This window comes from Paenibacillus lautus, from assembly GCF_050482385.1.
GTDB lineage: Bacteria > Bacillota > Bacilli > Paenibacillales > Paenibacillaceae > Paenibacillus_AQ > Paenibacillus_AQ lautus_B.
In genome coordinates this window covers 116,106-141,641 of sequence record NZ_JBCNHV010000003.1, presented here as the reverse complement: position 1 = coordinate 141,641, position 25,536 = coordinate 116,106, and the positions used below count along the sequence as shown (strand labels likewise).

The window sequence follows — 25,536 nt, the reverse complement described above, 5'->3', positions numbered from 1 at the left end:
CATAGATCGATTCTACATTCAATATCAGGATGCAATCGCTTGCGCCGGTGATACGGTCTGATACCTAAAATAGCCCCACAAAGTGGAGCCTATGCTTGATGCTTGTTCCAAATACTTTGCGGGGGCCCCAAAACATATAAATGCGATTACAGAATTGCTTACGCTTCGCTGAAATAACTTATAAATTCTAATACCTTAAAAAAAGACGGAGGGAATCCGTCTTTTTTCATTCGGTATCGCTGCTTTTCAAGTAAGTCTATCCACGCTTCTGTAGATGACCTTGGTTTCTTGGATTACTTAATCAAATCGCCTTGCTCTGCCGTTACTTTAACTTCTCCGGCTTTGATCTTGCCAAACACTTCGTCAACTTGCTTAAGGATGTCATCGCTGAGGTTCGGGTTCTTCTCAGGAAGGCCTACACCGTCATTAGTCGCATCCAGCGTAAGCGTCTGTCCGCCTGGGAATTTACCTTCCATTTCAGCTTTGATCATATCGTAAGCCGCATGGTCGATTTTCTTCACGGCCGAAGTCAGGACAACGGATTTGTCGCCTTCGTAAACACCATCTTGATACTGGTCAACGTCTACGCCAACGATCCATACTTCGGATCCGTTCTGTACGCGAGTCTTCGCTTCGTTAATCGCACCAACGCCAACGCCGCCTGCTGCTGCGAAGATAACGTTTACGCCACGGTCATACATTTGAGCCGCCAATTGGCTGCCTGCTGCAACATCGTCAAAAGATCCTTGGTAAACAACGTTCTCTTTGTTAATCACCAGTTTCGTGCCGAGGTTCTCGTTGGCGTAAGCTACACCCTGCTGGAAGCCCCAGTTGAACTTCTGTACAGGAGGGATTTCCATGCCGCCGATAAATCCAGCTTGTCCATCCTTCACATGAAGCGCAGTCGCTACGCCAGCCAGGAAGCCGGACTCTTGCTCTGCGAAGAAGATAGATACGGTATTTTCCTTAACGACCGGATTGTTGTCGCCGGAATGAGGTGTTCCATCGATAATAACGAATTTAGCATCTGTATACTTGTCCTGTGCTTTAAACACGGCTGTTTCAAACTTGAAGCCTGGAGTTACAATGAACTTAAATCCGGCATCGTACAGGTTTCCGATCTCTTTCGAATAGTCGGCTTCTGTCGTTCCGGCCGGCTTTAGGTATTTATACTCCATGTTGAAGTCCTTATTCGCCTTCTCGATACCTTCGTACGTTCCCTGGTTAAACGACTTGTCATCGATGGTTCCCGCGTCCGTAACCATCCCTACCTTGAAGTTTGCCTTAGGTGCATCGCCGCCTGCGCCGCCACTTGGTTCTGATGCCGGTTTGTCGCCGCAACCTGCCAGCATTGTGACAGATAACGCCAAACTGATTAAAGATATGACCCCTTTTTTCATTAAGGATAACCCTCCTAGGTATATATGCCCGAATACTAGATTCGTGCTATTTACAATATATTAATAAAACTGACCCTTTTCAACATAAATTTGGGTGAATCTGTCAAGCTGCATCTGTGTCGCGGTGAAACGTTTAAGACATATTTTGTTCCAATTCTAGTAGAGATAGGAATCCGTAGTTAAGACGGTGTTGATATCACAGTTTTTATAGATAACACGGGAGGTCACAATGGGAGTGATACGCAAACGTGCAAGTGAATCAAGCCCTTCCATTTGGAAAAAAATAATAGCTATTATTAAAGAAAGCACCTCGACAAGGTGCTTACAAACATGCTGTTCATTTCGATAAATGTTATGAATTATTATTCATTTGCGACGGGACTTTATCATGCGATTATACGTAATTAGTCCGGCAATAATCATGGCGACTACGCCCAAACTGCTTGCCGACTCCGGCGTCATGCCAAATACCCTAGCCAAATTCGTAACCAAGCTATTCGTAAGCAGCGCCACCGCAATCAGCATAATCGGACGCCACACGTTATACCTTCTCATCCTCGCAACACCCCCAGGCCAAATTTGCAGCATTATAAGAATCCCAAATGACTAAGATCGCCTAATCTATTAGATGCATTATACCATGAATAAGTATGCGTTTACATTTAAGGAACGGTAAAAATAACACTTTGAATACCATACGAGCTAAGATGAACATCTCTTAGCACCCCAAAGACAAAAACATCATATTTAATAGAAAATATATCGAATTAGGTAGATAAACAGGCCTAACGAGCAAAGTATGCTGCTATATTACCACCGTCTCTTATCCTCGAAATTAAATTGAGGACCAAGGAGATCTGATATCTGCATTTCAGCTTGACTGTATATTTTAGCAATCTTCTGAATAATAACAAACTCATGATCAGAAGGACTTAGATCTTCCATAAACATTCGCTCCAGAATTTTCTGGTGAAAATCCCTTCGTTCTCGAATAAAGTCGCACTCTATTTGAATGACCTCTTCAACGCTATTTTGTTCAACAAAATCCATGATTTCGTCTCTCTGGCTATTCGATTTAAATTGATCTTGATCTCTAAAAATAGAGATCCGCTCGTCCACGCTTTCCAGTTCAATGGAGCTCCTGATCTCGGAGAAAGAAATATGCTGTTTGGCAAGCATCACCTGAAAGGGTTTATATTTAAAAAGCTCATTCATTACTAAAGAGCACATCTGTTGATTACCAAGTAAAATCCCGTCAAACGGATGCAGAATCCAAGATCCGTTTTTTAGAAAAAGATTAAAATTGAAGGGTTCCCCTCCATACATAAACTTTATATTATAGCTGGTTTCAGTTGGTTGAGAATAACTAAAATCCTCCATTTAGAACGCGCTCCTTGGCTATGGGATTAACTGATAATTGTTTCCTAACCAAATTGATCAGTGCCGGTCATCCGTTGCTGTTTAAACTACTTCGTTATGTCATCTATGCTCTCAGCCTTATTTAAACTGGCCACAATGATAAACACAACGATTAATATTCCGCAGACGATGGGTCCCCACATATTTGAGCCTCTCTTCATTTTTTTAATAGTGTATGAAGAGGGCTGTTTCGTTATGTTACTATAAATACTTTTACAGCCTGAGTCTTGCAAAAAAGAAGTGCCCAAAGGCACCTCTCATGAACAATTAATCCAGAAAACTGCTGCTCACTGCTTCGCTTGTTTTCGACTCCAGTTGTTGATTCGGTTTATTTCCAGGCATTAAACCCAAACGATCGTGCATCTTGCCGTTAAGCTCGCTTAAACGCTTTGTATGCTCTGACGCCGATTGAATAATAGAGCGATTGGATTGTTCATACAGATCAATTGCGGTGAATAAATCCGTCATTGCTCGATCAATTGATTCCAATTGAATAGCAGGTTTTCCTAGCAGGTCATTGGTCTTCTGAGTTGTCTCCTTCAGCATGCGTGAATTCTCTTCAAACATATTCTGAAGTGTCGAATTTGCAGAGTTTACCGCATCGATCGTGTCTAACTGATCCTGAAGAGCCATAGTTATCATTGCCGATACAGAAATTAAATGCTGGGTCTTATCAATTGTCGATTCAACCGAATCAATAAGCTTATCATTGTTATCGTTAATAATATCTGTTCCAGCGATTGCTTGCTGATAGAGCATAACCATTTCTTCAAAGGACTGTATTCGGGTTACCACTTTACGCAAACCACGCTCCAAATGGGTTTTCCGATTTGCGTTATCCGGCTTTGCAATTTCAAGCTCAAATAGCTCTTTTAGCTTATGCCCCATTGCAATACGGATTTGCAAATTATATACAGATTCCAGAGATGAACGTTTGAGATTTTTCATATAAACAATATTTTCTTCTAATGTTTCTTTACCATTTCTTAAAGACTGAACGATCGCATCGACATTTGTTTTAACGGATTGGTACTTATATATGTAATTTTTAAGTGGCGTTTTCTTCAACAACTTATCAAAAAAACCGAGTTGCTTGCTTTTGCTGAGTGAGTCGATCTCCGATCTGAGCTTTAATATATGATTAGAAACTTCGGATCTTTTACCCGACATCAGTTCATTTACCGGACGCTGTAACATGCCGAGTGATTGGCTCGCCTGTTCCATGGTCTTTTGTCCCATTCGACCGATGTTGTCCATTAAAGTTTCCAGTTCCATCGAATCTGTAGAAGCAACACGTTGGATGAGCTGCTGTGCTTCTTCCTCTACTTTGGTGATATCCGTCTCTTTTAATTGCACCATTTGTATTGTAGACATGAATATGTGTCCTCCCATTATAATATATTGTTATTCTTCACGGTTTCTCTATTAAACAGATCGATATCTTTGTTGAATCAGATCCACTCGGGTCTGTAATTCGATAAGATCTTTATGTTCGATAGTTTCTACATACATCGACAGTTTTGTGTTAATATCCTTCAGGCCGTTCAACAATAGTCTGCGGTTTTGACGCTTGGCTTCACCGCTTAGGTTTAAGAATGGGTTTATAGCTCCATTTAAATCCTTGAATATGAGTCTTTGAATATTGTGATTGATATTACCATCCTGTAATGTCTTCAACTGAGGTATTAATCGGTTTACTCTGGCTAGTACACTGAGTGTTTTTTCGACAATTTCATCATCAAGATTATTTTTTTGCCCTTCTGATATAACCATATCTTCGGTAACCTGAATATATTCGATAACAGGTCCCCAAAAAGGATCGTTAATTTCGGGACCTTTTCCCTCAACATCAGGCTGTACTTGTACTTTCTCTTTTTCTTCTAAACGGTCAGAAAACGCCCTGGATTGTTCCATAGGCTCTGTCTGAGGAATAACAGGGCCCTTTATTTTTGGCGCAGAAAACCGGCTTAAAAGGGCAATTGCTGCGATTGAAAATAATGTGGGTATTAGTAAGTTGATTAACTCCGGTAAAAATTTGGATGTAAACAAAGATACGATGAATCCAAGCAGAGATATCCCTGCAGCAGCTTTGTATCGAGTCATGTGGGTAAACCTCCAATCTGTTAGCATTAACATATGGATAGATCATGGTTAGTAGGCAAGCAGCGTTTTCAGGACAAGGAGCCCTTACATTCAAAACACTCCTTACACTTCCTTACTTTTCTTCGCCTATCAATATATGTATCTTAAGTCCTAAGCAACAGCCTGTCAATTCTTGGAGAACTATAGAAAAAACGCTCTCAATGAGCGTCCCAATATAAAGATACAAGATGTAACTATTAAATTTGCCGGCTTAACAGCACTTCCTTTTCTACATGAGTTGCATAGATATTATACTTCGGAACAGGTATTTCGATCTTCTGATCAAGTATAAGTTTAACGGCAAGATACGGAAAATTTATTCCCGATAGGCATGTTGTATATAGCCCTCCAGATGTACGAGGATTAATTTCTAATAGTTTCGGTGTACTTCCTTGATAGATAAATTGTATATTGAAATTGTACTGCAGTGGCAGTTCCTTATGAATAGAATGAGCCATGGATATTAACTCGTCATTACATTCCAGAGCCCGTATACGTCCCTCTACTTTTTTACGTGGAATTGCGGCCACAATTCCGTTAGGGGTTCCTAAACAATCGACGCTATACTCGTTCCCTTGCATATACTCCATCACCATTAATCTTTGAAATCTCGGTTCACTGCCAAGCAACCTAATGATTTCATCAAGATGTATCGAAGAATCTACAGATCCGTATAAACTGGAAATTGTTTTCCGATCCTCCGTCACGATCCTGAAGCCTGCTCCTCCTTCCCCTGAAACAGGCTTAATACAGACCCGGTGACCTTTGTCAGTTAAATTTGTGTATGCTTCCATAAATTCATTCAATGTTTGTACGACGTAATAATCTGGAATATGAAGGCCCGAAACATTTTCCAAGGCTTCAAACAGCATGCCTTTATCATCAACAAGTGATAATAGATTCTCGTCCCCAGCCAGCATTACTTTTGTCCCGATTTCCTCAAACTGTGTTCTATGTTTTACAATCTCATTCAATCCGTAATGAGGAATGAAAATATCGATTTTATGCTTTTTACAGAAGTCTAAACAGTAAGCAGGGTATTCATCGAGTTGTAATATCGGCTCAAGTTCAGCATAGTCAGCAACTTGAAGCATTAATGAGTGACGTTTTGGATGAGTAGCGAAAATGTTGAAGTCATTTCGATCTGGGTTGTTACGAATCATTTCAACATAATGACTCGCTGTTGAGAATGTCCGATTAAACCATATATTCTTGATCACATATCTTCCCTCTTTCACGAATATGATTTAAGCCGACGTGACTTGTCGTAATTTAAAAGCATCCAAAACCGATTTCAGAATTTCTTCGGCTGCCACTATACCCACTGCCTTTGTGAAGTTATACGCTCCGCTGTTTTTATACGTACTGAACAATTCACCATGGGAGGGGACCACCGCAAAATCAGCAGCCATTAATAGACTCTCATCCAGTAGAGAGTCTCCCGAGGCAGCCACGAATGAGCACGATAACACCTCTTTAAGATATTTAACAGCATTCCCTTTGTTTATTTCTGTTGGGATAAGATACAGTTTTCGACCTTGAATTGAAAGACTCCATCCAAGGCAAGCCAGTTTTATCCTGAAATTTTCTACTATATCAACTGGAATTTTCGTTTGATCGATCATATAGGTGAAGAACAAGCCATCTGCAAGATACCCCCGAAGTACCCACTCCGGCGACGAGATTTCTTCAAACAATTTATTGATTTCAACAGGATCAAGACAACGGTCCGAAGCTACCTTTATCCTCTTAGCCCATATTGGATCCGGCATACCATCTATCAAAATGTTACCGCCGTTACTTGTCACAGCATATTTAGTTTTCAAATTTTCAGAAATATGGAACACCCGTTTATACTGTTCTACGGTTCGAGTCGTAACCGGTACGAATGTTGAAACTTGCATTACCTGTTGCAGCAGCGATAAGGTATCTTGGGTCATAAACGATCTATATTCACTATTGTGAAGTTCCACAGGAATAAGCTCTGAATTTCTATGGTCATCCCCCATAGATCTCTTGGAATAAATGAGGGTATGGTCTAAATCACTGGCAAATATCATACTTGTTCACCGACCTTTAACGGCTTAATAATTCCGCAGCAAGAATAAGTAAGTTCAGGATACATCTCAACAGGAACATTGCGTTCTTTGGCTAAAAGTAGAATATGTTTAAGGTTAGGATTGTCTAAACGGTTCACAAGAATCTTCCAGGGAACTCGGCGCAAAAGAACCCTGGTTGTTTCACCAATCCCCGGCTTCACCAGATCAACATTCTCAATACCAAACTCCTCCTGTATTCTTCGAATATCCTTCATTCCTTGCCAGGTGGCTATATTATGAGAAGGGTTTCTAATTAGGCTATCTGCTTCTGATTTAGCCTTTTCGATGACGTTCTTAAATTGATTGGAGATATGGTCTACAAACAAATTAGATACATCATTTGGCAACCATTCTTTATAATATTTTGCTCCATGAAATTCATTCGGACCTATAAGATCTTTGTGAAGCACCGTTCTGCTCATTAATCCGGATACGGTAGAATTCAGACATGCGCTGGGGATAAGGAAATCTTCACGCGTGCCAAAGGTAGTCGAACAGCAGCCCGGATCTGCCAAGACAGCGAGGTCATCACTAAGTGTGATTCCATATTTGTCTTCAAATAAGTTGCAGGCTTCAATCAGTACGTTCCGGATTGCGCCTTTTCCGGTCCATCCGTCTACAAATTGAATATCTAAACCGGAATGGTTCTGAAGCATGAACAACAACGCATTCTCATCAATTCCTCGACCTCGAATGATTGATATGCTGTAGTGCGGAAGATCATGGTTATATACCATCTTAATATATCGTTTAATAAGGATTCCAATGGGTGTTCCTGCTCTTGCTAAGGAAGCGATAATTGTATTCAACCCTCTTTTTCGGACGATCAGCTCGGCTGTGACAGCTGCTGCTGCAGCTACTTTTTTTGCAGAGGCAGCTAATGTAGAGTGAAACAGCTGTATATATTCATCAGTCGGCTGATATTCTACAGGTAACATCTCCGAATAATGAGTGCCAGATTGAATCGCCACCTCACGGTCCTCATTCCCTTTTTCAAGGGGGATATCGCTTAAATCCTTTAATAGAAATACAACATCTTCATTCTTGTAACTGCCAAGAGGAGCAGGAGCTGGAATTATCCTGTTTATAACAGTCATGTTTCAACCTCCAAAAGAACATTATGGGCGGCATCCTGGTTATTAACACTAAAATGCACAACATGGATAACAGGAATTCCGGTCAGTCTTAAGGCATTTAAGTAAGTATCTAGGCTTGATTCGTCTGACCGCTCTACGAATACAAAAATTTCATCATACTGCCCATCAGCTATGTTGTAGAAGTAGTAATCCACATTACGATCCTCAGAGGAATGGAAAGAATAAGCATTCTGGATTCCATAAGATGCTTCTCTACTAGGATGTATAGGGCTTCTGGTACTCGACTGATATAGAATCCCTCGTCCCATTTCAGACGCAATTCTCATCGGTATGTACATAAATTCACCTGTACCCATGCACAAGGTTCTTTTCCCTAGTCTGTGGTTCTTTAATAATGAGGCCGCTGAAGAAATCATGTGATCCAACACTTTATTGTCTGAACTCCGCAATCCAAATCTACCGGTTAGTTCCAGGTAAGGCTTATCATTCTGTTCACTTAATGAGTTAATGGAAGTGATTGGAATATGACGGAAAACATGTCCGATATGGTGGTGCTGCACCTGTACATTGTGTGTCGGAATTAAAGATAAACTGTCTACCCCGTGAATTTCCGGAGCAGTACCTTCCACTTTTATTTGACCCTTTAGCAGAGACAAACAGTGTATGGAGATACCCAGCTCCCTTTCCATTGCAGTAAAGCGATCAATATCTTCATTAGAACGCCAATCCAACAGACTGGCAACAACATAACGAGTTCTTGGATGCTTTTGCTGTAGGTCCCTTATGATGTTTAACGCCGTTCTCCCTGTTGTAATCTCATCATCAACTAATACTACCGGTGTATCTCCATGAAAAAACTCCGGATCAGCCGCATAACACCGATGTGCAGTAGCATGTGAATGCTCCTCCTCAAATGTAAGAAGAGGCTTGGTTCCGACGATTTCATCTCTTGTAGTGTGAATGTACTTCGTTGGTCCATTAAAAACATCATACATACTATGCCCTAAGGCTGTTGCCGTCTCAGCAAAGCCTATAAATAATGTTGGCTCCGATAGTTCAAGCAGGTTGGATTTCATATACTTATATGTTTCACCTGCAGAGTCAAGATCTACAAGGGCGCGCATAATGTCATGAATATCGAGCGTCAACTTTCCATTAGCATGCATCTGATAAAGCAGTGCCAATGCTGCTCCGCCAAGCAAAGAAACCTCCGGTATGACAGGAATATGCTTTCCCAACAATTTGCTTACAAACAAAAAACTTCTCTTTTTATTGATTCTGGCAGCCATTCGAAATAATGACTCGAGTGGTAATCCGAAGGGATTATCCAATACATCAATATGAACCCCCAGGTCGCCGAGGACTTTATACGTGTGCCTGTGTCTGTTCGAAACCTCTAGTTTCGATGAGTAGTGTTGTATAGTTTTGGTTTTCATGTAACACCCCATAAATTTGAGATCGTAATATAATCCGTTTTGCCCAGTTCAAATGTGGTTTGATTTCGATCATTTTATTCTCATATTGGCTCTTTAAAACCCCGAAAGAACCATCGTTATTGGCGATGATATTCATAGCATCTATATATTCTTCATGCGTAACCACGTACATAGACTGAACTGGTAACAAATGAGACGGATGAATGATCGTTTTTCCTATGATTCCGTTTTCCTTGTCCAGAACGGTTTCGCGAATCAGTCCATCCACATACATATTTATATAATCCATTCGAATAAGGCGCCCTTGCTTGCCTGCTGCTTCTTCAAAAGGCGTCTGTCTTAACTGGGGCTTAAGAACGCGGTCGCTCTTAAAATACTCCCATACAGGCCCTGAGATCACATACGGATCATCGAATCTTCCGAAAACGTTTATAATGTCTGCAATACAGTCACGTATAACTCCAATATCGTATATTGTCATGTCCGGGTTTCGCCTTAGTCCAAATAGACTGGAAAAATCTGTAGCCCCAATTCGAACGTTTAAGACGTATTCTTTATAACAGTTCAGCAGATCTTTGATGTCCAGCAGCGTCTGCATTCGAGTTTCGCGATAAATGACATCACTCGTCTCCAGGATTGGCATAGCGTATAAAGTTGGGGCGCAGCTACTCTTACCCTGATTATATCCGTGTATCAAACTCAAGAATTGCTGCCCATTAACTAACGAAAACTTAGGGAGAGTAAATCCCGTTATAACTTCAATGGTCTCTTCCAAGACAGCTATAATCCTCTTCATTTGTTCAGGAGTACGAACCCTGACGAAAATAAGAGGGATGTCTTCCTCTGTGATCACCCCCTGTTTCTTTAACTTTAAGATCCTGTACAATTGAACGCATAGGTTTTTCTCGGCTACTTCCAGCTGGTTGTCGCCCACTGCATCTTCCAGATCAATAACAGCCGTAACTAACCCCTGAATCTTACCCGACACCAGTTCGTTCGCGATGTTCGGTCTTGTTGCAGGCATATATAGGGCTGCGCCTACAGCATGAGCAATAATTTCTTTACTAGACTTGTTGGTAAATGGCTGTGGACTTTTAAAGAAAAAGTCTTCGTTACCCTGTAAATAATTGAAATAGCGCACCACATTTACCTCCTTCATAAGTCTATAAATCTATGATTGAGCAAATTTCCATTCGCTAATTTTCGAAGGTTAAAAAATACCCCTCCCTTGATGTATGAGGAGGGATATTTATTTTTAGGCTAAGGCACTTAAATCCAAATACATTTCGCATGTGTTATTACATGGACTCCGCGTTCGATTTTTCTGATTTTTTGCGGATCGAACTGAGGATCATCGTCCCGACAAAAACTGCAATTAATAGACCAAAGAATAGGACATGACTCATATGGAATCCAACTACGGCAGCAAGCATTTTTCCTCCGATAATAATAATTAGAATAAACGCCGCCTTCTCAAGTTCAGGAAAACGGTCAATAAGTTTCAGGAAAACTTGCGCGACTCCCCTCATCATGAGAACCCCGAGGATACCTCCCAAGAACAGAACCCATACTTGCTCGCTTACACCAAATGCTGCGATGACAGAGTCGATACTAAACGCAATGTCCATCAATTCAACGGTGATAACCGTACGCCAGAAACTCAAACCTTTTACTTCTATTTCACCCTCGTCATCTATCTTTTTACCAATGTAGGGGATTACAGGGATTTTGCCAGCACGGATCCACTTCACCTGCAGATCAAACAAATTACTGCAAGCGATCCACAGGAGATATAAACCTCCGGCAACCTTAACCCAAGTAATCTTGACAAGAAAAGTACCCACACCGATAGCTATAAAGCGAAATACATAGGCACCAATGATCCCGTAAAGTAATGCTTTCTTCTGTTGTTCTTTAGGCAAGTGCTTGACCAGCACCGCAAGTACTAGCGCATTATCTGCTGATAATAGCCCTTCAAGAAGAACGAGCGAAGCAATAATTCCCCATGTGACTGGATCTGATAGGAGACTGGTGAGGTTATTCCAATCAAAAAAGGCCATAAAGTTATCAACAAAACTACTAATGAAGTCGGACATGTGCTTGAGATTCCCCCATAGAAATTAAAATTATTTAGACCCTGTAGTCCATCTCATTCCCCAACCATATGCCCGATCTAACTCTTGATGCCCAGAGAAATACTCCACAAGTCTTTCAATGCTGAAAGTTTGGTCTTTCACGTTTCGAATCATCGCAATTGCGCACATACCCTTTCGGTTGTTATGCTCGTCCATACGAACAACGATATCTGGCCCGCCTTTTTGCGTTATCGTTACGACTCCATCGGCTTCCGACCAGTTCGTTACACCCTCGTATATAAAGGCAAACACAAGGACTCTTTTAATCTCGGAAATATGATGGCCATTAATTCTAAGGTTCTCACCTCCGACAACCGTGCCCGTTCGATCGTCCCCATCAAGGGAAATGTAGGGCGAGCGATTCAGAGAACCAAAGCGATTCCCTAATGCCTGAATTACACTCTTGCTGCCATCCTTAAGCTCGAATAAGCAGCCTAAGTCAAGGTCTACCCCCTTATTTCCGAAAAACCCCTTTTGTTTCTTTTGGTTCCAATTTAAATTAACAAGTATTTCACCTAGAGAACCGGAGCCCTTTTCAAGGTTGATTACATCTCCGCGTTTCTTCAGTTCTATCTTAGAAAGGTTAACTGGTGGTTTGGGTGTGGGTGGTACCGGTGTAGGTGGTACTGGTGTAGGTGCTGGAGTACCCGATTCAGACGATATGTCCGTGGAATTGTTGGATGGCTGCTCTTTGACCTCAATGCCGTAGCTGCTGCATAAAGCGGCCAACCCACCTGAGTAACCAGAACCTATGGCATTAAACTTCCACTCGCCATTGTATCTATACAATTCTCCTACAACGATTGCTGTTTCTACAGAAAAAGATTTCCCGATATTAAAGCGTATAATTTCGCTCCCGCTCATAGGATCTATAATACGAATGTAAGTATCATCAACCAGGGAAAAATCCTGTCCTCTTTTTTCGCCATCATAGATGGTTAACGCAAAAGAAATGCGATCGTATTGGGATGGAATATTTCTTAGAGATACTGATACTTGAGCTTGATCTGTTATTCCTGAATAGGTTTGCCTATTTGATATAACGGAAATGGAATTCCCAGGATTGGTCGGATTTCCATAAAATATTAGATCCTCATCTTTAGTTACTTTAGAGTTTGGAGCTAGTAAAAATGCCGAGAAATCGACATCAAGGGAACTATTTCTGTTCCCCCATCCCATTCCTATGATGACATTAGTCAGGTTGGGGTTGTTTTTAGTAAGGTCACCTTTTTGACCTTTGACAAGGGAGACCGTCACGGATATCAACCTTTCATTATTTGAAAATGTGATTACACAGAATGCTCTAAATGGTTATGTTACTGGGCATCCAAACCATAGTTTTTGCAAAGCGCAGATAACCCTCCTGTGAACCCCGACCCGATCGCCTGAAATTTCCAATCGGAACCATGACGATATAATTCACAAATGACGACAGCAGTTTCCAGAGAAAAGTCTTCTCCCAGATCATATCGGGCGATTTCCCTATTCGTTTCTGCGTCTAGTACACGGACAAAGGAATTGGATACATGACCAAAATTTTGATTTCGAGATGCTGCATCGTGTATCGTTACCGTGATGCCAATGCGGTGAATATGTTGCGGAATTAAGGAAAAGTCGATAATGATTTGCTCGTCATCACCTTCCCCCTCACCAGTCCGATTATCACCTGTATGAACAACAGAACCATTAGCCGTCTTAGGATTGTTATAGAACACAAAATCATCAGCGCTTTTAGCTCTACCATCTTCATGAAGCAAAAATGCAGATGCATCCAGATCGTAGTCTTGACCAGTATTGTACTTATTAATATCCCAACCAAGGCCAATATGTACTTTTTTCAAACCTGGGTTCGTCTTGGTTAAATCAATACGTTGTCCTTTGGATAAACTTATCGTCATGCTATTTGATTCTCCTTTCTCGTTAATTAGATACTTACACCAAAATCCCGGCAAAGGCCCGCTAATCCATCTTGAAAGCCACTGCCAACAGCACTAAATTTCCATTCGGCACCATGGCGGTACAGCTCACCAACTACAACTGCAGTTTCCACAGAGTAATCTTCACCGAGGTCATAGCGAATGAGTTCTTCTCCAGAAACTTCACTTACAACACGCACATACGAGTTAGCAACTTGTCCAAAGTTTTGATTTCTCTCTTGGGCCTCATGAATCGTAATACAAAATGCTATTTTATTTATATCAGCTGGTATATTAGCAAGGTCGATTTTAACGGTTTCATCGTCTCCTGCACCCTCGCCTGTTCTATTATCACCCGAAAGAACGATAGAATTATTGCTGTTAGATGGGTTGTTATAGAACATAAAGTCTGCGTCTGAGCTTACCTTGCCATTTTCATTAAGGCAAAAAGCAGTTGCATCCAGATCGAAATCTTTGCCTCCATCATATTTATTGGTATCCCATCCCAGTCCAACAATAACTTTAGTCAAGCCCGGATTGGATTTTGTCAGGTCAACTTTTTGACCTTTCGCTAAGTTAACTGCCATATATATCGTCCCCTTAAAGTGATTTGCCCATAAAAATGGACCGCCTGTCAGATAGACGGCCCATTTATAAGGCTGTTAATGGTTAAAGTCCAAAATCACGAACAAGTCCAGACAAACCGTCCTTGTAGCCGCTCCCTACCGCGTTAAATTTCCACTCACCATTGTTGCGGTACAGTTCACCTACAACAATCGCGGTTTCTACGGAAAAGTCTTCTCCAAGGTCATAACGAAGGAGTTCCACATTCGTATCTTCGTTAACAATGCGAACGAAGGCGTTGGATACTTGTCCAAAGTTTTGGTTACGTCCAATCGCATCATGAATGGTAATGCAAAAGGAGATTTTATCGACTTCAGCCGGAACAGCAGACAGGTCTACCTTTAATTGTTCATCATCTCCATCGCCTTCACCAGTCAGGTTGTCACCGGTATGTAGTACAGACCCATTGATGTTTTCCTTATTGTTATAAAAAATAAAGTCTTTTTCGCTACCAGCTTTTCCAGTAGCGTTTAGGCAGAATGCAGAGGCATCCAAATCAAAGTCTTGGCCTCCATCATATTTATTTGTATCCCATCCCAAACCGACAACTACTTTAGTCAGCCCCGGATTAGTTTTCGTAAGATCGATCTTTTGGCCTTTTTCCAAGCTAATAGACATAGATACAACTCCTCTTGATATAAATTAAGTATACCGCTGGGCTAAATCATTAATGTGGGGAGCGTGTGCTCCTTCACCTAAGGCGTTGAACTTCCATTCGCCATTGTGTCGGTAAATTTCACCAACGAGGAGAGCTGTCATCTCGGCGTAAGTATCAGTTAAATTGAATCGTACGATCTCTTGATTGTTCGAAGGGTTAACAACACGAATGAATGCTGATTGAATCATCCCAAAATCTTGTCTGCGAGAAACACAATCATATATGTTTACAACCATTAATATCTTTTCGATGTCCGACGGAACTTTAGCTAGATCAACAATAATTTGCTCATCATCTCCGTCGCCATCACCGGTAATGTTATCTCCTGTATGTCGAACGGAACCGCATGGACTTTGGATGTTATAAAAACAAATGACGTTTTCCTCTTTCGACAATTTACCATTTGCATTGAGCAGCAATGCAGAAGCATCACAGTCGATGTTCGCGGTTGTATTTTTCCGGGCAAAAAAACCCTTGCGTTTAGTCTCGGCTGGATCCCATCCTAAGCCAACAATGATGTTCGAAAGTCCAGCGTTGCCTTTGGTTAAATCAACTTTTTGGCCTTTTACCAGAGAAATTGTCACGGTTATCACCTCCTCTCAAAATAGTTCTTTGATACTAGATTTAAAGACATAAACCAACTTAAAACCTAATTTTAAAGACATCTATTTATATTATCGGTATTAATACGTTAAAGATTTCTAAAAGATTCAGATATTAGGCGAAAAAATATTAAAAATCACTGATAATCGGCAATATCTGCTAAAATACATTCCTCAATATGGATATTTAGGCATCTTAAGTGTTTACTATCCACTATCTTTTGTCAATCTTTAAGTGTTTTTGCGTATAACAAAAAAATCCCCATGACTTCAATCATGGGGATTAAGACTCAATCAATAAATTAACACGGCATCAATTTAGCTGTTTTCTTCCCAACCTTCGTAGCAATCTCATGGATTAGCTCAACCAGTTTCAGTAGCGCAATCGCCAACCGTAGGATGGCTTACCCTGCCATCTTCGCAATATCTTTAATCGTTACCGTCATTCGTTCACGATTCTCTCCTTCCTCGCCTTAGCCAATTACATTCCTTCATTATATTAAACGTGTTCATAAACATCATGATGCGCCACATATTTCCCATACGGTCATCAAGACCGATTCAAAAATAAAAGCCACGGGCCACAGCGTGGAAATCACGCTGCGTCCATGGCTTTTTTACGGAACATAAATTATCATGCATTATGCCGCGACAGAATTTATCATGGAATGCCCTCAGCCTAAGTCAACTTCTCAGAAATCGGGCCATACGCCATCGGAATCTGCGCTCGTGCTGGAAATAACTTATTAGTCCTTTTTATTGTACTCGAATGAAATCTTAACGGGATCCGACATTCCTTCCATAGACAAATAGGCGTCGCAAGTTCCCTTTAAATTGCCGGTAAGCTTAATCATGAATTGGAAACTTCCCGTTTCTGTACTGGTCGTCTGGCCTTCGTACCGTACTTTCCCTTTCGAATCGAGTATTTTCAAATTCACTTGGGACTGACTGCCGTTTATAACCAGACCGTCGATCGTCAATGTCTTCGCAGCGGCATCCACCACGGCTCTTGCGCCGTCGATAACCGTGCCACCCCCTGCCAGATCGTCAGTACCGAGAACTTCGATTTCATCCAGGAAGACCCAGACGTTAACAGGGAATTCGACTTTCACGTAGCGGGCAGACACTTTATCGGCTCCCGCTTTCCCCGGCACGCCGTCTGTTATCCCGCTCCAGCTCACGAACTCGGCTGAAGCAGCATCTTGTGCCGGTGGCGGAGAAACGGTTGCCAGCGTACTCCAGGATTGGCCGTCAGATGAAACGGAAAAAGCGACGTTCTGAGGAAAATAGATACCAGGCCCTTTGTCCTGAAGAAAATGGGCTCTAATTACCCCGATCGATTTGCTGCTGCCCAAATCAAATGTGATGGTGCGGCTTCGTTCTTCAGGGTAGTCGCTTCCTGCATGGGCCTGCCACTGCTCGTTGCGGTAATCTGTCCCGCCGAATTGGCCGTTCGTAAGTTCGTTCCCGGAATCGGGGTAGTTGTTGTTAGGCGGCTGCGAAATCGTATAGCTTTGGCCAAGAACCAAATTGCTGAGCCCCCTGCCCTCAGACCAGGTTTGAATGAGAACTTGGGCGTAGGAATCAAGCACCGTTGCTGCCGGGGCTGAAATCAACCCTTGCGCTTGGACGGCCGGGTCGTGAATATGCGCGAGAAAATCCTGCATATACGTTACGGCATCCTTCGGCTTGTTTTCGTCCAAAAGAAGCTTGATGGTCTGCAATCGATACGACAACTCATTACCAAAAGCCGAATTGATTTCTTGCGACGCGACATAACGCTGTACAAGTTCCGTCATCGTCTCCGGCGCCGGGCTGCTGTCAATGGCGTACATTCCGTTCAAATACTGATACAGCCAGTCATACATTAAACGTAAATCCGGATCCTTGCTTACCCCTAAGTTGTATACTGCATTATTGCCTTGATAGTGAGCTCTGAAGCCATTTTGCATCAGACCGGATCTGACGCCGCTGTCCAAGTATTCGATAAAACGCTCGCGAAGTACGGGATCTGTCAGCATTCCGTCATCAAATTCAACTTCGTTCCCCATTCCGTACCGCTTTGCAGTATTCGTAGCATCGTCCAGACGGTCGGAATCCATTCCGCCGAAGAAATAGTTAGGCTGAAGCGCCGCGGCATCGAACCCTACGTCTTTCCACATAAACATTTTGTAAGCATAGGAGTGTGGAATCCAGAATACCTTCATGTTCATGGCGTGCACTTTATCCGACACCATGCGAGCTATGTCCGGTCCCGATTCGGATATGTCGATTTGTTCTGGCATCCAGTACATGCCGACAAGCTCAAGATTAGAGTAGCTTTCCGCCTGCCATCTTTGCTGGGCCTGGTCCAGCCACCACTGAACCGCTTTTCCTCTGTTTTCAGACGCTTTTTCTTTGCCTACGATAGAGTCGTTGAAATTTAAGGAACCGCTACCGTCAATGTCTCCAAAATCTGTTAAGGATTCCCCTGGATTCGGAATCATTAACACAACCTTAACTTGATGATCGGGCTGTTTCAGCTTTGCCCCAACTTCCTTGGCAGCCTCATTCAACTGCTGCATATCGCCCGTGGCTGCAAATGTTTTATCCAAATACCATTTCCAATCGTCCAGGTTTGTTTGTCCAAGTCCGAAATCGCGACCGGCAGGCGAAGCAATCCCGAGATATAGAACGCCGTCATAAAGCCAATCGACCGGCTCGCCGTCTTTATTTACATAGCTGATGTTAGGGATAATCCGTTCCTTGTTCCAATCGCCCAAACCATTCGCGTATTGTCCGTTATACAACAGATTCAGATTCCGGATACCAGCCGTAGCTTCCCCCGGTTCCAAAAAACGAGGCTGCTCGGCAGGAACCTTTACCGCCCCTTCAATCTTGCCGTCCATACCCATAATTTCGATTTCGTCAATGTATTCCCACTGTGTAGGGTGCATAAAAAAGGTCACTTTCACATAACGGGCATACGCCAGCTTGCCATCCGTATTCCCGCCTTTGATTCCATCCCGGCTGCCATCCCATTCAAAAGTCTCCTGTCTGGGCGGTCCTGCTCCCCATAGAAGCTGCGTAGCGTTATGGGAAAGCAGCCCCCAATTCTCCTTATCGTCGGAGACATACATCGATACTGACAGCGGCACAAGAATCGAATTCGTAGGAAAATCTTGAAAGAAATTAGCCGTGATCTTTCCAATTGACTTTTCCTCTCCGAGATCGAACACGACTTCGCGCGTTTTTCCGCGCAGATGTCCTACCCATGCCGGGTCGTTCATATCCAATGCGCCGTATTTTCCGTCCGTAAGCTTGTATCCGTCATCGGGATGCGAAGCTTCGGGAGCTTCAGACCATTCATACGGGAGGCCTGCCGCGAGATTGCGGAATTGCGTCTCCTGCACTGCCGAAGATGCTGCCGCTTGATTCGCGTCTCTTGCTTGTGGTGCCTGTTCCGCTGCCGGTTCACCAGCATCCGTCAGTTGATCCAGTTCGACCTGTGGATGACCTGTATCCCTTCCTACTTCCATCTGCTCTGCACCTGCCGCCTGTAGGACAGTCACATCCGGAACAAGCGATTTCGCCTGAACCGCGGAGAGCGGAGCCAATAGCAATACGGCTGCCATTAATCCGGATACCCATTTTTTATTGGAATTCATCAAGGCCAACTCCTTTTCTTTATGCTCGAGTACAGAAATATCAAAAACTTTAAACCCTTATTTCTGTTCCGGGTGAACGCTAGATTTTAATCCCTCCTTTCTCGAAATCCCCCATAAGCAAGCAGCAGCATATAAAGATCGGCTTCCTCGGAAAGAGGAAGCCGTCACCGCCGCGTCCAGTGCCGCCAGCGGCGCGAGTTTCCATTGGCCACAGCCGTAGTACAGCGCAGCCAAACACTCCGCACTTCAGGCGATCTGAAGCATGGATAAGTAACTTCGGTTTATCAATGTTCAAGTGATTCGGTTCTATTTCGCCTTCGCCGCCAGGAACTCGTCAATTTGCTTTTGCAGCTCCTGCTGAATCTTTTGGAGGGCGGGACCAGCTTCCGCTTCGAATTTCTTCAATGTCTCCTCCGGATCGATAACCCCGTTAAACAGCGCCGTATAATATTGCCCATCGACTGTATTGTACTGGCTGATTTCGTTTTGCACCGCGGTACTGTCAAATTCGAAACCGGCCAAAATCTCGGTGGTGAACATGTCAGCATCGCGGAGCACGGCATCCAATTCATCATTTTTCGGATCGCCACCCACAACACTGCGCTCATCGACTGGATTCCATAGCCAGACATAGCCAAATGCAGAGTAGCCGGATGTATCCAGGTTTTTCATTTTGTCCTCGTCTACCGCTTCCCAATGCTTCCCTTCAATTCCGTAAGAGAGCAGATCGTAGTTTTCCTTCTCATTCGCCCAGTTCAGGAACATAATCGCCCGCTCCTTGTTTTTGCTTACCTTCGGAACAGCCAGGAAATTCCACTGCTTAAAATTGGTGAAATTCGCGCCTTTTTCCGGGTTAAAGAAGGTGACCGTTTCCAGCTCGCCGTCCGGTACATTGTTCTTGAACGTGTTCTTGAGGGAATCGCCGATACCGAACGCACCGTTTGTGACGATTGCTACTTTGCCTGCCGAGATCGGTTGGTGAAAATCTTTCGTCGTCAAAATGTCCTTGAAAATCAGTCCGTCTTTAAACCATTTGTGTGTGTTCGCCAGCCATGTTCCGATCGGCTCCCGATCCTCCAGCAAATTGTATACTTTGCCGTCATTGTTCTTGTAATAGAGCATCAAGCTGTTACCCAGGGCGTGGGTCGGCCTGACATGAGTTTCGTAATCGTTCAGCGCATGGTGATTGACGAATGAATACGTGTAAGAGCCTGCGCTCATCGGAATGATGTCTTTCTTCTGCTCCTTCACCTTGTAGGCGAATGCAATCAGTTCATCATACGTCTTGATCGGCGGTACGCCGAGCTTCTCGCGAATGTCTTTGCGCACCATGTAGGAATTGCCGGACATGTAGCTGACGCCGAGCGGAACGGCCATAATTTTGCCGCCGTATTTGTTGTAGTTCCACATTTGCTGCGGCCGTTTCTCCAGCACCGTTTGGCCGTACTGGGCCAACAGGTCGTCCAGCGGTTCATAGAAACCGCTTGCAATCATCTGGTTGATGTGCAGCCATGGCGCATCGAAGATAAGATCGATGTTTTCGCCAGAAGCGAGCGTCACCTGCGTCTTTTGCGCCAGATCGGACCAGGGCACGAACACGATGTCAAGCTTGACATTGATCGTATCCTTCATCCGTTTCTCTGCTTCGGCGATGACCGAATCCATATCCGGCGGCCGATCGCCGGGAATCATGATTTTCAGGGTGACCTCTTCAAGTTTGGCGTCACCGCTCACGCTGTCTCCGGTCTGACCCGACGGTCCGGGTGTCTTCCCTTCCCCCTCATTCTTGCCAGAACAACCTGCAATCGCGACAAGCGCAATCAATAACACGAGCGCGATGGACAAGAGTCTTTTCATTGTTCATTCCCCCTGTTTCAAAAAATAGAAAAAAAGGCGGATGGACCGGTTCGAAGACCGCAGCGCTCGAAAGCTCGAGCCGGCCAAACGCGCTTGCCGCTCATCCTTTTACCGATCCAAGTGTCAAACCTTTGATAAAGAAGCGCTGTATGAAGGGATAGACGAACACGATCGGGCCGATGGTAACGCAGACGATCGCCAGCTGCATGCCATAGGTTGGCACGACGACGTTGTACTGTGTCTGGCTCCCGCTCACATAAGCCATAACATTCAAATTGGACATAAGCTGGCGTATCATCATCTGCAGCGGCAGCATCTTGTAATTGTCGATGAACAGCAATGACAAGTACCAGTCGTTCCAATATTGCAGCGCGTAGAACAGGCTCACTGTGGCGATAACAGGCAGCGAAATCGGCCAGATGATGCGAAAGAAAATATAGATATCATTGGCGCCGTCAACAGTCGCAGCTTCATTCAATTCATACGGCAGCGTCCGGTAGTAGGAGACAAGAATGAAGGCATAGAACGGATTAAGCAGATAGGGCAAAATGAGCGCCCAAACCGAATCTTTCAGATGCAGCCAGTTGGCAATCAGCATGTAGAAGCCGACCAGCCCTGCACCGAACAGCATCGTCAGGAAGGTCAAAAACGATAAAATGTTGCGATACTTCACTTTCCGGTGACTCAGCGTGTACGCATAGGCAGCTGTCAAAAGGACACCCAGCGCCGTGCCGGCAATCGTCACGATAATCGTAATGCCGTAGCTTAGAAACACCTGCTTGCCGGAGAGCAGAAATTTGTACGCATGGAGGCTGAATTTGCTTGGCAGCAACTGGTACCCCGCCGTCTGCAGAAGCGATTCATCGGCGAACGAATTGATGAACACAATCCAGAACGGAATGAAGCAAAACAGCGCAAAGGCGCCCAGCACCGCGTACATCAGAATAAGAAACAACCGTTCTCTCATGTCGATCACACCTTACATTGTCCGGCGAAAAGGGCGCATGGTGCCAGGCCATTGCCCGTTTCGCCGGACCTTTTTAGAATAGTCTTGAATCCGCGTCCACCTTGCGCGCAATCGCATTGAAGATCAGAATCGTGACGAGCCCCATGCAGGACTGATACACGATGACGGCAGAGGACATGCTGAAATTCCCCAGCTGCCGCAGCGCTCGAAACGCATACGTATCGATGACATCTGTCGTCGGAAAGAGTACGCCGTTATCTCCGATAATTGCGTACATCATGCCGAAATCGCCGTAGAAAATACGGCCAATGCCAAGCAGCGCCAATACCATCACGGTCGGCCGCATCAACGGCAGCGTTATGTAGAGCATCTGTTGCATCCGGCTCGCGCCTTCAATTCGGGCGCTCTCATAATATTCCGCGGAGATGCCCGTAATGACGGCCAAAAAAATAATGGAATTATAGCCGGCAATTTTCCAGGCGCTAATCACGGTTAAAATATACGGCCATACGCCAGGCGTCAAATACCAGTCCACTCCTTCGTAGCCAAGGACGGCAAGCGCGCGGTTCATCATCCCCTCCGATGTGCTGAATAGCGTCATCGCCATCATGCTGACGACAAGCCATGAAATAAAATACGGTAAAAAAATAAACGATTGCGTGATTCGCTTGAACAGTTTGTTCCGGATTTCGTTCAGAAAGATGGCCAGCACGACAGCGCTGCCGAGGCCGGATACGAGAAACAGCGCATTCAGGAAAACGGTATTCACAGTCACCCGAAGCCAGTCTTTCCCGTTGAAGAAAAACTCGAAGTTTTTAAATCCGACCCATTCGCTCCCCCATATTCCATCCGATAGCCGGTAATTCTGGAAGGCGAGCAGATGCCCCAGCATGGGCATATACGCGAATATGACCAGAAACGCAAGGCCAGGCAGCGCCAGCAAGTACAAATACCGGTTCCGCGACAGCTCACGCACAAACGGCCAACCGAACCTTTTCCGTCGCTCCAAAAAGCGTTCCTCCTTTCTTATGCGGCTTGCAGGATTCGAACGGAGCCATCGTAGCATTCACGGCTGCGGCTTGCCTAGTTCTCATTGGCCGGATTCGGTTCTCGCACAGCCGATTCGCGATCGTTCGGCGGGTTGTTATTGGTCTGGCGAGTTCTCAATCGCCGCCCGCCCCGCCTGCTAATTCGCAGAGTTCCCGGCCATCTGCCGAGTCCGCTCCATCCGCTCGCTCGCCTTGCTATCGCGGTATTGGCTTGGCGTCATGCCCGTCGCTTTTTTGAATGCGGTGAAAAAGTGGCTTTTCGTCTGAAAACCGGACTGCTCTGCAATTTCCGTGACCTGCATGCTGGTTTGCTCCAGCAACTCCTTAACCTTCCCTAGCCGTTCGTTCAAGATAAAATTTGATAGAGGCATACCATATTGATCGTGAAACAGCTGCCTGACGTATTTGGCTGACAAAGCGATGTGCTCAGCGATATCGTCTACCGACAGCATCGGGTCATGGGTATGGTAGCGGACGTACTCGATAATTTCCCCAATCAGCTTTTCCTTGCGATTGAATCCCTTTTGATCGCTAAGCTGCCGGATAATCCGCCCGATCTCTTCCTTCAGCCATTCGCGGACCTCGGTAAGCGTGGCGAACTGTCTCAAGTGGCGCTCAATCCCTTCAACACTCTGGATAGACATCACTTTGCTGAACGACTTGACGATCGCAAACAGAAGCAGCTTCAGTTGGAATTGACACTCGGTATATTTCATCGTCTGCAGGCGCGTGAACACCTCGTCCAGCATGGCCAGCACCTTCTCCTCTTTGCCGCTTCGAATCGTCTGGATCAAACTTTCATGCACGGCGGAGTCGATCGGCGCCTGTAAATCCGCATACCGTTCAAAGTCTTGTTCGACGTAGATTTTGTCATCACCGCTGACAAACTTGAATAATGTCAGCTCGTTCATATCGTCGTATACTTTGCGCAAATCGTCATGCACGTGCCGCGCTGCGCTTTCGGCGATCGTCACGTCCAGCTTTACGTAACGGGTGACTTGACGGCTAAGCTCCTTCAGCTCTTTGGTCAACTCGGGATCAGGGGAGGAGCTTGCGGTGCCAACCAGCACGACCAGATGGTCGGTGCCAAAATCGACCACCTCGATCGACCGTTCAGGTGTGCCGAGCAGCTCCTCTGCGATATTGCCGATTGCATACTTGAGCAGCTTGCGAGAGACGAAATCGTACCGCTCGGATATCTCGTAATAAGAATCGATCTTGATAACAGCCAATCGAAGCCACTCATAGTCAAGCAGGCACGATTCGCGAACAAGCGCCGCTCTGGCGCTGTCGGTCAGCCGGCCCTGCAGCAGCCATTGCCGTAAATATTCAGTCTTGATCAGCGGATAATGATCACGAAGCATAACGACGCCCTGCTCGATGACACCATAATCGTTCTCCCCCTTTACGCCCAGCTTCCGCTGCAGTTGATCCGCCAGGCGGCGGAACGGACCGACGAAACGGCGCGAATTCCAATAGGCGACCAGAAGCAAAGCCGCGAGCAGCAGGAGCGAGCAGAGGATGATCGCTGTTTTGAAAGCCCCGGCCTTTTCCCGGAATTGCTTCATTTCAGTGACGGATATAATGGTCCACTCCGGCGATTCCATCCGTGCATAGTTGACGAACGCTTCCTCTCCCTCTCTGTTCAACTCGAATGAACCTTGCCTCAGCCCCGGTTGGATGTTATCGATAGTCTCCTCGAGCCGCTCATCCTGTTCCCCCAGAATTAATCTTCCTCGATCATCCACAATAGAAAGCAGGGTATCAGCCCTTCCGTCACCTGAGATCAAATGCTTCTGCAGTTCCTTTTTGTTGAACAGGACGACAAGATACCCGTCACGGTTTTTCGACACAGGCGTCGAAGGAAACTGAAGCGCCAAATACGAGTTATTTCCTATCTGGTGATTAAAATAGCGGAGGAATGTCCCGGGATTGCGCTCAATCCGCTGCAGCATCGACTGATCGGCAAATTCCTCGAACGAAAGCAATCCAACTTTGGAGTCGATCACCTCACGTTTACGCACGCTAAATAAGTAAGCGGTTTCAATATAGGGCTCGTTAGATAAATATTTAGTTAATACCCCCATCGTGCTTGCATTTTGCAGCAGATTGTCGGCGGAAGCATACATCCAGTTTTGAACGGTACGGTCTTCGTACATGGTCAGGCTGTACCATTTCAGCTTGGCCAGGATGTACTCGACCCGTTCCGCCATTTCGTCGATGCGGTCCTGATTGAACGTCCCCATCTGGGAATAAGCGAAATGAGAAAATCGGTTAGCCAGAAACAACGAGAACGGTATGATGGTGATTGCAAAAAAGATGCCGCTTATCACAAATATGCGCCAGGATGTCGATCTGAACATAGTATCCCCCTGTCTCCCTTCGTCTTTAAGAGTTCTCTTTTGACCGATATGCCCTATCATAATGCACCCCTTTCCCAATTGCCTAGTTCTCATTTGTCCGTCAAGTTCTATTTCTCCGGATTCGC

The 25,536-nt window shown here is 44.7% G+C and carries 21 protein-coding genes; all 21 read right to left on the bottom strand.

What is annotated here, in order from left to right:
- Positions 1-293: 293 nt before the first annotated feature.
- The 21 genes from ABEW73_RS06145 to ABEW73_RS06045 all read right to left on the bottom strand — a co-directional run bounded on the left by ABEW73_RS06145 (position 294) and on the right by ABEW73_RS06045 (position 25,411).
- On the bottom strand, positions 294-1,400 hold the full coding sequence (locus ABEW73_RS06145; RefSeq protein ID WP_430162497.1) for a BMP family lipoprotein: 1,107 nt from the start codon (positions 1,398-1,400) through the stop codon (positions 294-296).
- Positions 1,401-1,766: 366 nt separating this feature from the next.
- Positions 1,767-1,955 (bottom strand): hypothetical protein, encoded by a 189-nt coding sequence (locus ABEW73_RS06140; protein WP_430162495.1) that lies wholly within the window; start codon positions 1,953-1,955, stop codon positions 1,767-1,769.
- 255 nt (positions 1,956-2,210) lie between these two features.
- Positions 2,211-2,780: a hypothetical protein gene (locus ABEW73_RS06135; RefSeq protein ID WP_430162493.1), complete on the bottom strand. Its 570-nt coding sequence runs from the start codon at positions 2,778-2,780 to the stop codon at positions 2,211-2,213.
- A 306-nt stretch (positions 2,781-3,086) separates the two neighbouring features.
- Positions 3,087-4,193 (bottom strand): toxic anion resistance protein, encoded by a 1,107-nt coding sequence (locus tag ABEW73_RS06130; protein ID WP_430162491.1) that lies wholly within the window; start codon positions 4,191-4,193, stop codon positions 3,087-3,089.
- Positions 4,194-4,244: 51 nt separating this feature from the next.
- Positions 4,245-4,922: a hypothetical protein gene (locus tag ABEW73_RS06125; RefSeq protein ID WP_430162489.1), complete on the bottom strand. Its 678-nt coding sequence runs from the start codon at positions 4,920-4,922 to the stop codon at positions 4,245-4,247.
- Positions 4,923-5,158: 236 nt separating this feature from the next.
- On the bottom strand, positions 5,159-6,181 hold the full coding sequence (locus ABEW73_RS06120) for an ATP-grasp domain-containing protein (RefSeq protein WP_430162487.1): 1,023 nt from the start codon (positions 6,179-6,181) through the stop codon (positions 5,159-5,161).
- Positions 6,182-6,208: 27 nt separating this feature from the next.
- Complete coding sequence (locus ABEW73_RS06115; RefSeq protein WP_430162485.1) at positions 6,209-7,021, bottom strand: HAD family hydrolase; 813 nt, start codon at positions 7,019-7,021, stop codon at positions 6,209-6,211.
- Positions 7,018-8,157: a cysteine protease StiP family protein gene (locus ABEW73_RS06110; protein WP_430162483.1), complete on the bottom strand. Its 1,140-nt coding sequence runs from the start codon at positions 8,155-8,157 to the stop codon at positions 7,018-7,020. The genes ABEW73_RS06115 and ABEW73_RS06110 overlap by 4 nt, the downstream gene beginning before the upstream one ends.
- Positions 8,154-9,446 (bottom strand): phosphoribosyltransferase family protein, encoded by a 1,293-nt coding sequence (locus tag ABEW73_RS06105; protein ID WP_430162481.1) that lies wholly within the window; start codon positions 9,444-9,446, stop codon positions 8,154-8,156. Before ABEW73_RS06105 ends, ABEW73_RS06110 begins: the two co-directional genes overlap by 4 nt.
- A 76-nt stretch (positions 9,447-9,522) precedes the next feature.
- On the bottom strand, positions 9,523-10,734 hold the full coding sequence (locus ABEW73_RS06100; protein ID WP_430162479.1) for an HpcH/HpaI aldolase/citrate lyase family protein: 1,212 nt from the start codon (positions 10,732-10,734) through the stop codon (positions 9,523-9,525).
- A 157-nt stretch (positions 10,735-10,891) separates the two neighbouring features.
- Positions 10,892-11,689, bottom strand: a complete 798-nt coding sequence (locus ABEW73_RS06095; RefSeq protein ID WP_430162477.1) for a TerC family protein — start codon at positions 11,687-11,689, stop codon at positions 10,892-10,894.
- Between the two features lie 30 nt (positions 11,690-11,719).
- Complete coding sequence (locus ABEW73_RS06090) at positions 11,720-12,985, bottom strand: TerD family protein (RefSeq protein ID WP_430162475.1); 1,266 nt, start codon at positions 12,983-12,985, stop codon at positions 11,720-11,722.
- Between the two features lie 59 nt (positions 12,986-13,044).
- A complete protein-coding gene (locus tag ABEW73_RS06085; protein WP_394057737.1) occupies positions 13,045-13,626 on the bottom strand; it encodes a TerD family protein in 582 nt (193 codons plus the stop codon).
- 26 nt (positions 13,627-13,652) lie between these two features.
- The gene (locus ABEW73_RS06080) at positions 13,653-14,231 is read right to left on the bottom strand and encodes a TerD family protein (protein WP_430162473.1); all 579 of its coding nucleotides are present in this window, start codon (positions 14,229-14,231) and stop codon (positions 13,653-13,655) included.
- An 82-nt stretch (positions 14,232-14,313) separates the two neighbouring features.
- On the bottom strand, positions 14,314-14,886 hold the full coding sequence (locus ABEW73_RS06075) for a TerD family protein (protein WP_430162471.1): 573 nt from the start codon (positions 14,884-14,886) through the stop codon (positions 14,314-14,316).
- Positions 14,887-14,910: 24 nt separating this feature from the next.
- Complete coding sequence (locus ABEW73_RS06070; protein WP_430162469.1) at positions 14,911-15,510, bottom strand: TerD family protein; 600 nt, start codon at positions 15,508-15,510, stop codon at positions 14,911-14,913.
- 764 nt (positions 15,511-16,274) lie between these two features.
- On the bottom strand, positions 16,275-19,175 hold the full coding sequence (locus ABEW73_RS06065) for a DUF4855 domain-containing protein (RefSeq protein WP_430162467.1): 2,901 nt from the start codon (positions 19,173-19,175) through the stop codon (positions 16,275-16,277).
- Between the two features lie 306 nt (positions 19,176-19,481).
- Positions 19,482-21,032, bottom strand: a complete 1,551-nt coding sequence (locus tag ABEW73_RS06060; RefSeq protein ID WP_430162465.1) for an extracellular solute-binding protein — start codon at positions 21,030-21,032, stop codon at positions 19,482-19,484.
- A 100-nt stretch (positions 21,033-21,132) separates the two neighbouring features.
- Entirely contained in the window at positions 21,133-21,999 is an 867-nt protein-coding gene (locus ABEW73_RS06055; protein WP_430162463.1) for a carbohydrate ABC transporter permease, read from the bottom strand.
- A 73-nt stretch (positions 22,000-22,072) separates the two neighbouring features.
- Complete coding sequence (locus tag ABEW73_RS06050) at positions 22,073-23,008, bottom strand: ABC transporter permease (protein WP_430162461.1); 936 nt, start codon at positions 23,006-23,008, stop codon at positions 22,073-22,075.
- A gap of 177 nt (positions 23,009-23,185) precedes the next feature.
- Positions 23,186-25,411 carry an AraC family transcriptional regulator gene (locus tag ABEW73_RS06045; protein WP_430162459.1) on the bottom strand — a complete coding sequence of 742 codons (2,226 nt, stop codon included), beginning with the start codon at positions 25,409-25,411 and terminating at the stop codon, positions 23,186-23,188.
- Between the last annotated feature and the right edge of the window lie 125 nt (positions 25,412-25,536).